General features: G+C 61.4%; 8 protein-coding genes and 2 pseudogenes. 5 read left to right on the forward strand and 5 right to left on the reverse strand.

The window, feature by feature from the left end; all coding sequences use genetic code 11:
- Positions 1 to 58 precede the first annotated feature (58 nt).
- Both EN749_RS29040 and EN749_RS29045 read left to right on the forward strand, forming a co-directional pair.
- Positions 59 to 934, forward strand: a complete 876-nt coding sequence (locus EN749_RS29040; RefSeq protein WP_128364446.1) for a CoA ester lyase — start codon at positions 59 to 61, stop codon at positions 932 to 934.
- Positions 935 to 982: 48 nt separating this feature from the next.
- Complete coding sequence (locus tag EN749_RS29045) at positions 983 to 1,189, forward strand: DUF1737 domain-containing protein (RefSeq protein ID WP_023763029.1); 207 nt, start codon at positions 983 to 985, stop codon at positions 1,187 to 1,189.
- Here EN749_RS29045 and EN749_RS29050 read toward each other — a convergent pair.
- Complete coding sequence (locus EN749_RS29050; RefSeq protein WP_210214733.1) at positions 1,176 to 1,862, reverse strand: hypothetical protein; 687 nt, start codon at positions 1,860 to 1,862, stop codon at positions 1,176 to 1,178. The two genes, EN749_RS29045 and EN749_RS29050, sit on opposite strands and share 14 nt — an antisense overlap.
- 171 nt (positions 1,863 to 2,033) lie before the next feature.
- Here EN749_RS29050 and EN749_RS29055 point away from each other — a divergent pair, with 171 nt between their 5' ends.
- The gene (locus EN749_RS29055; RefSeq protein WP_128290051.1) at positions 2,034 to 2,720 is read left to right on the forward strand and encodes a TetR/AcrR family transcriptional regulator; all 687 of its coding nucleotides are present in this window, start codon (positions 2,034 to 2,036) and stop codon (positions 2,718 to 2,720) included.
- Positions 2,721 to 2,812: 92 nt separating this feature from the next.
- On the opposite strand, the gene EN749_RS29060 is transcribed toward EN749_RS29055, so the two are convergent.
- From EN749_RS29060 to EN749_RS29075, 4 genes and pseudogenes are all read right to left on the reverse strand, one after another.
- Positions 2,813 to 3,094: an XRE family transcriptional regulator gene (locus EN749_RS29060; RefSeq protein ID WP_128364447.1), complete on the reverse strand. Its 282-nt coding sequence runs from the start codon at positions 3,092 to 3,094 to the stop codon at positions 2,813 to 2,815.
- A 13-nt stretch (positions 3,095 to 3,107) separates the two neighbouring features.
- Positions 3,108 to 3,426: pseudogene (locus tag EN749_RS29065) on the reverse strand (type II toxin-antitoxin system RelE/ParE family toxin).
- A gap of 169 nt (positions 3,427 to 3,595) precedes the next feature.
- Positions 3,596 to 4,021, reverse strand: coding sequence for a hypothetical protein (locus tag EN749_RS29070; protein ID WP_128364448.1), 426 nt, complete (start codon positions 4,019 to 4,021; stop codon positions 3,596 to 3,598).
- A gap of 7 nt (positions 4,022 to 4,028) precedes the next feature.
- Positions 4,029 to 4,451 (reverse strand): metallopeptidase family protein, encoded by a 423-nt coding sequence (locus tag EN749_RS29075; RefSeq protein WP_023763026.1) that lies wholly within the window; start codon positions 4,449 to 4,451, stop codon positions 4,029 to 4,031.
- A 183-nt stretch (positions 4,452 to 4,634) separates the two neighbouring features.
- Here EN749_RS29075 and EN749_RS38275 point away from each other — a divergent pair, with 183 nt between their 5' ends.
- Entirely contained in the window at positions 4,635 to 5,672 is a 1,038-nt protein-coding gene (locus EN749_RS38275; RefSeq protein WP_128364449.1) for a hypothetical protein, read from the forward strand.
- Positions 5,560 to 5,810: pseudogene (locus EN749_RS39655) on the forward strand (DNA polymerase Y family protein); the annotation flags it as partial. The gene EN749_RS38275 and the pseudogene EN749_RS39655, both read left to right, overlap by 113 nt.

Raw genomic sequence — 5,810 nt, forward strand, 5'->3', positions numbered from 1 at the left:
GGTGGGGTCACAGCCCTGCCCGCTTGCCTCACCCACCCACAAGCGGCATAGATCACCCATGGAAACCTATCGCCCGCGCCGCTCCGTGCTCTACATTCCGGCTTCCAACGACAAGGCGCTGGCCAAGATCGCGCAGCTTGCCTGCGATGCAGTCATCATCGACCTGGAGGATGCCGTCGCCCCGGCCGACAAGATCGGCGCTCGCGAAAAACTGGCCGGCATTTTCGCCAACCATATTGGCCGCCGCTGCGAGATGATCGTGCGCATCAATGCTCTGGGAACCGAATGGGGCGCCGACGATTTGCTGGCTGCCGCAGGCTGCGAGGCCGACGGCATCCTGTTGCCCAAGGTCGACACGCCGCGCGACCTGCTCGAGGCCGGCGAGATGCTCGACGACAATTTTGCTCCCGACAGCGTGAAACTGTGGGCGATGATCGAGACGCCCAAGGCGCTGCTCAACATCGGCGCCATCGCCGAACTTGGCCGCGATCCGGCGTCTCGATTGGCTTGTTTCGTTGCCGGAACGAATGATCTGGTCAAGAATACCGGCGTGCTGGCGACGCCTGACCGGCGCTATTTGGTGCCATGGCTGATGCAGATGCTGCTTGCCGCGCGCGCCGGCGGCATCGACATGCTCGACGGCGTCTCCAACGATTTTCGCGACCTCGACGCTTTCGCTCGGGAATGCACGGAAGCCGCGGCCATGGGGTTCGACGGCAAGACCCTTATCCACCCAGCGCAGATCGAGGCTGCCAACCGCGCCTTCGCACCGTCCACAGAAGCCATCGCCGAGGCGCGGCAAGTGAAAGATGCCTTCGCGCTCGCCGAGAATAGAGGCAAGGGCGTGATCGCGCTGAACGGCAAGATGGTCGAGCGGCTGCACCTGGCGCAGGCCGAAAAACTGCTGGCGAAGGCAGCCGCGATCGGCGCATGATATCAACTCTGTGCTCGCGGCTATGGGCACTCACGACAGGACCGAAAAATGAAACTCTACCGCTTCCTGACCGGCCCGGACGACGCCAGCTTCTGCCACAAGGTGACGGCGGCGCTGAACAAGGGCTGGCACCTGTTCGGCTCGCCGACCTATGCCTACGACAAGAAAGCCAAGACGATGTGCTGCGGCCAGGCCGTGGTGAAGGATATCGACGGTCAGGAATACGGGCCCGATACCAAGCTCAGCGACTGGTAGACGGCGCGCGCATCCACAGCCACCCGGCCAGCCAGGCGATCGCTGTCGCAAGCGTCACCAAACCCAGGTCAAGAGCCCACTCGGGCACGAACGCACGGAGTGCGATAGGCACGGCGCCAATGAGATAGAGGGCGAGTGGAATGCGCGGAACGCCTCTTGCAACCACAAGAGAGATTACAAACGCCAGCGTCCCAAGCAGAAAAAGGAACGAACTGACGACCAGAGCCAGTCCGAGAGGGCCGGCGCGCAGCTCGATGATGGTTGTCAGCGGAAGTTTCGAAAATACCAGATTGATCACCACTTCCACACCGACCAAACTTGCCAATGCAACGAAGTTGATGACAAACGCGATGATGCCGAACAGGCCCGCGCGCCGGCCAAAAGCGAGAAACAGGCCGACGACAAGACCAAGCGCCAATATCTCGGCGACTGGCGCGAGAAGTTGTGTCAGATCGGTGGTCGCGATGAGCGCGCTGCGTTTGGCCGCGTTAACCACAAGAATAAGCGCGCTTCCCACCCCGGCGACGGCGGCAAGCCGATAAAGCGTGACGCTGGGCACAGCCGCGCTCGACTGGACAGTCGTGAGATTCTCCTTGTGCTGAGGTTCTTCGGCTGGACTCCTCAGCGAAATCAACGATTGCGGACGGCGGGGTTCGGCGGTTCTGGCAGACATGTTCGTCTCCTCATTCTGAGAAACGGGGAGCCCGCGAAGACCGCAGGCCTGTTCCGGTCCCATCTGTAATCACTGCTTACATCCCCTTATCTGCATTGTAAACAGTGATTACATAAATCGCGGATCGTGCTACGGACGCGTGAAGCAGCTCTACGGAATGAAGGAAAAGAGATGGCAAAAGCCAAGACGCCTCACCGCACCGACTACCACCATGGCAATTTGCGGGACACGTTGATCGATGCTGCAATTCAACTTGTCGAGGAAGGCGGCCCCGACAATGTGAGCGTGCGCGAAGCCGCAAAGCGGGCCGGAGTTTCCCCCGGCGCCCCCTTCCGGCATTTTCAGTCGAAAACAGCGCTGCTGACCGCGGTCGCCGAACAGGCCATGAACCGGCTGACAGAGGCCGTTGCCAATGCACTTTCAGAAGTCGACAGCGCGGATCCCATCGTGGCCTTCGAAGCAATCGGACAAGGCTATCTGGAGTGGGCGATCGCCAATCCCACGCATTTCCAGATTATCAGTTCCCGAACGCTGATTGATTTCGACGCGTCGGACAGTCTTCGCGGTCAGAATGAGGCCATTCGCCGGAAGATGATCGACCTGCTGACTCAGGCGCAACACCAGGGTCGGCTGGCTGCGAACACGGACTTCGATCATCTGGTTCTTGCCGCTCGTGCCTTTGTCTATGGGTTGGCACGAATGGTGGTTGATGGTCATTTTCCGGAGTGGCATCCGTCCGAGCCGCCATCGCTCGCCGTGCGCAAGGCGCTGCATCTTTTTATCAGCCGAATGGCCAACGTATCTGAAGCGAGATCCCAAGAACCCTTGCCGCCGCTGAGTTCTGGACCGACTGGATAGGAATGGACAATTCACGTGACGCAGGAAGCAGGGTGCAAATGCCTACCTGCGGCTTAGTGCTCGCGGACAGTAGCGCCGCAACCCACCACTAATCAGGCAGCCTCGGCGATATCGAGGCGCACGGTAAGTCCGGCCCGTGCCGCAAGGTTGATCAACGTATCCAGGCTGAAATTCGCGATCCTGCCCCGGAGGAGGTCGCTAAGGCGCGGCTGCGTGATTCCGAGCCGCTCGGCTGCTTCGGCCTGGGTAGCGTTCCAACTCCGCACCCGCTGTTCAATCGCGATCAGCAAATTGGAGCGCATGGCCATATTGGCAGCCTCGGCCGGAGTGTCTTCCAGCGCATCCCAGACATTTTCAAAGCTCTGACGTTCCATCGTCACGTCTCCGCTAGATTTGCTTGAACCGCGATGCGGCTAGCTCCAAGTCTCGTTTCGCCGTCTGCTGCGTCTTTCTGGAAGGCGTGCAGCACATAGACGGCGTCCCCTATGCTCGCGACGTAAAGCACCCGGAATGCTCCGGCGTCGTTCCGGACGCGGATTTCTCGCACGCCAGGGCCTGCTGTCGTCATCGGCTTCCAGTCGCTTGGCTCAAGTCCGAGTTGCACCTTATGCAACTGAACCGCTGTTTCCTTGCGCGCCGCCTCTGGAAAATCCCGGAGCTGGGCAAGAGAATCTCCAAGAAACTCTAAGCGCTTCGTCACGGGTATCGACCCGTCTTATATCAAAACCTGTATAATTAAGCAAGGCGGTGACCGCCACCACCGGCCGCGCGTGATCGGCTCGCCGACCTTATGCCGGCGACAAGAAAGCGGCAGGCCGAGGTCAAGGAATCGACGGTCAGGAATAAGGACCGCGCTTGGTCGAGCAGCTAACCGGCTACCCCAGATTTTCCCAGGCGGCTCTGATTTGGTTGAACCGTGCGTCTGCGCGGCCCTCGACGTCATCGCAGCTGAAATAGAGGATCGATAGCGCTGCAAAGAGACCGGGATAGCCGGAGATGGAATCCATTCTCTTAAGGATTTCATGAACCGGCAACCGCTTGCGTTCGATCATGGAGATCGCGCATTCCGCTGTCATAGGTGCTATCGGGTGGTCGAATTCGGATAGCCAAAAATCGACCAGGGCAATGAGAGTGGCCGGTTCGACGGCAGCACTGGCGGGCAGATGGCAAAGCTCACCAAGTGCGAGGAATGCGGCATTCGGTGAAATCCCGATGGCGGTTGCGATCAGTTCCCGGCTTTGTGGAATGTCGTGGTACGGCCAATTGCAATCTATCAGGTCGGCAAATTCTGCTTCCGTCATTTGAGTGCTATTCCGCCGCCTCTTCGATCTTCTCCATATCATCGTCCGACAGGCCGAAATGGTGGCCGATCTCGTGGATCAGCACGTGGGTGACGATGTCGCCAAGCGTTTCTTCGTTCTCGGACCAGTAGTCGAGGATGGCGCGGCGGTAGAGCGTGATGCGGTTCGGGCCCTCGCCGGTCTGCGGGTTCCAGCGTTCGGCGATGCCGCGGCCCTCGAACAGGCCGAGCAGGTCGAAGGGCGTCTCCAGCGACAGGTCGTCCATGATCTCGTCGGTCGGGAACTCGGCGATCTGGATGACGATCTCGCCGGTCAGCTTGCGGAAATCCTCCGGCAGATGGGCGTACGCCTCCAGCGCCAGGAACTCCATTTCGTCCATCGAGGGCGAGAGTTCGTCGTGCCAGGTGCGGGTCTTGTAGATGCGGGCCATGCTTTGTCCTTTGATCCCGGCATATAGGCTTTCGCACCGGAATCGGCAAATGAACGGGCCGATGCGCCTGCGCCACCCATGCGGAGAGGAATAAATTCCCCATGACTCCGCTTGACTCCTGGGTCACCCTCTGGAATCTATAGGGAACATAACAGGAACAATTGTGAGTGGAAGCTGACCGTCATGGCGATGACCGCCGTGGCGCGGGAGACTGTTTTTGCCCTGCGCCGCCAGATCGCGAAAATCGAGGGAACGCTGCCCGAGCGCTTGGCTGCGCCGGCCGCCGCGCCCTTTAATGCCGACGCCAACACCGATCTCACAATCGTCCGGCGTGGCATTGCCGCGGCGTTGCCGGATGCGTTTCTGCCTATTGGTGTCGAGCGCCTCGACGCCGCCCTGAGCGGCGGCCTGCCGAAGGCCGCCCTGAGTGAAATCCATGGGCTGGAAACCCGCGATGCCGGGGCCGTCGCCGGCTTCGCTTTGTCGCTCACCAGCCTGATCCTCAAGCAAACGCCGGGGCTGCCGGTGCTGTGGATCGGCACATCGGAGATTTTTCGCGAGGCCGGCTTTCCCTATGCAAGGGGGCTTCACGCCTCATTCGGCATCGAGCCGGAGCAATTGCTGTTTTCCGAGGCGCCAAGGCTTGTCGATGCGCTGTGGGTCGCCGAGGAGGCGGCCCGGATGACGGCGCTTGCCGCCGTCATCCTGGAAATCCGCGGCAATCCGCAGCGGCTGGACCTGACCGCGACACGCCGGCTGCATGCAAGGACGCAAGCGGCCGGCCGCCCGGTGTTCCTGCTGCGGCAGGCGGCCGAACCCGAACCGACTGCGGCCCCCGTCCGCCTCATCGTCGCCTCGGCGCCGGCGGTGTCGCGCGACACCATCGCCGGACCGCTGGCCGGCTCGATCGGCCGCCCGGCCTTCACCCTCACCATCGGCAAGAGCCGCACGGCCCTGCCTGGACAATTCACACTGGAGTGGAACCCCGATGAATGCGCATTCGACGAAAGAGCGGGCGACGAAGGAGCAGGTGGGGAAAGAAACCGGCGAAAGAATCCTGTCTCTGTGGTTTCCCTATCTGGCGGCGGAAAGGATCCTGCGCCAGCGTCTGGGGCGGTCCTGGCGTTCCCGGCCGTCGGATCACCCCTCTCACCCGCCGCTCGTGATCAGCCATCGCGACCGCAACGCGCAGCGCATCTCGGCCCTCGACGAGCGGGCTGAAGCGCTGCACCTGAAGCGCGACATGGGCATTGCCGATGCGCGCGCCATGCATCCGTCGATCGACATCGTCGAGGCCGATCCGGAAGCCGACCGCCGACTGCTCGAAGGCCTTGCCGACTGGTGCGACCGCTACACCCC

It is taken from the genome of Mesorhizobium sp. M7A.F.Ca.ET.027.02.1.1 (assembly GCF_004022985.1).
GTDB lineage: Bacteria > Pseudomonadota > Alphaproteobacteria > Rhizobiales > Rhizobiaceae > Mesorhizobium.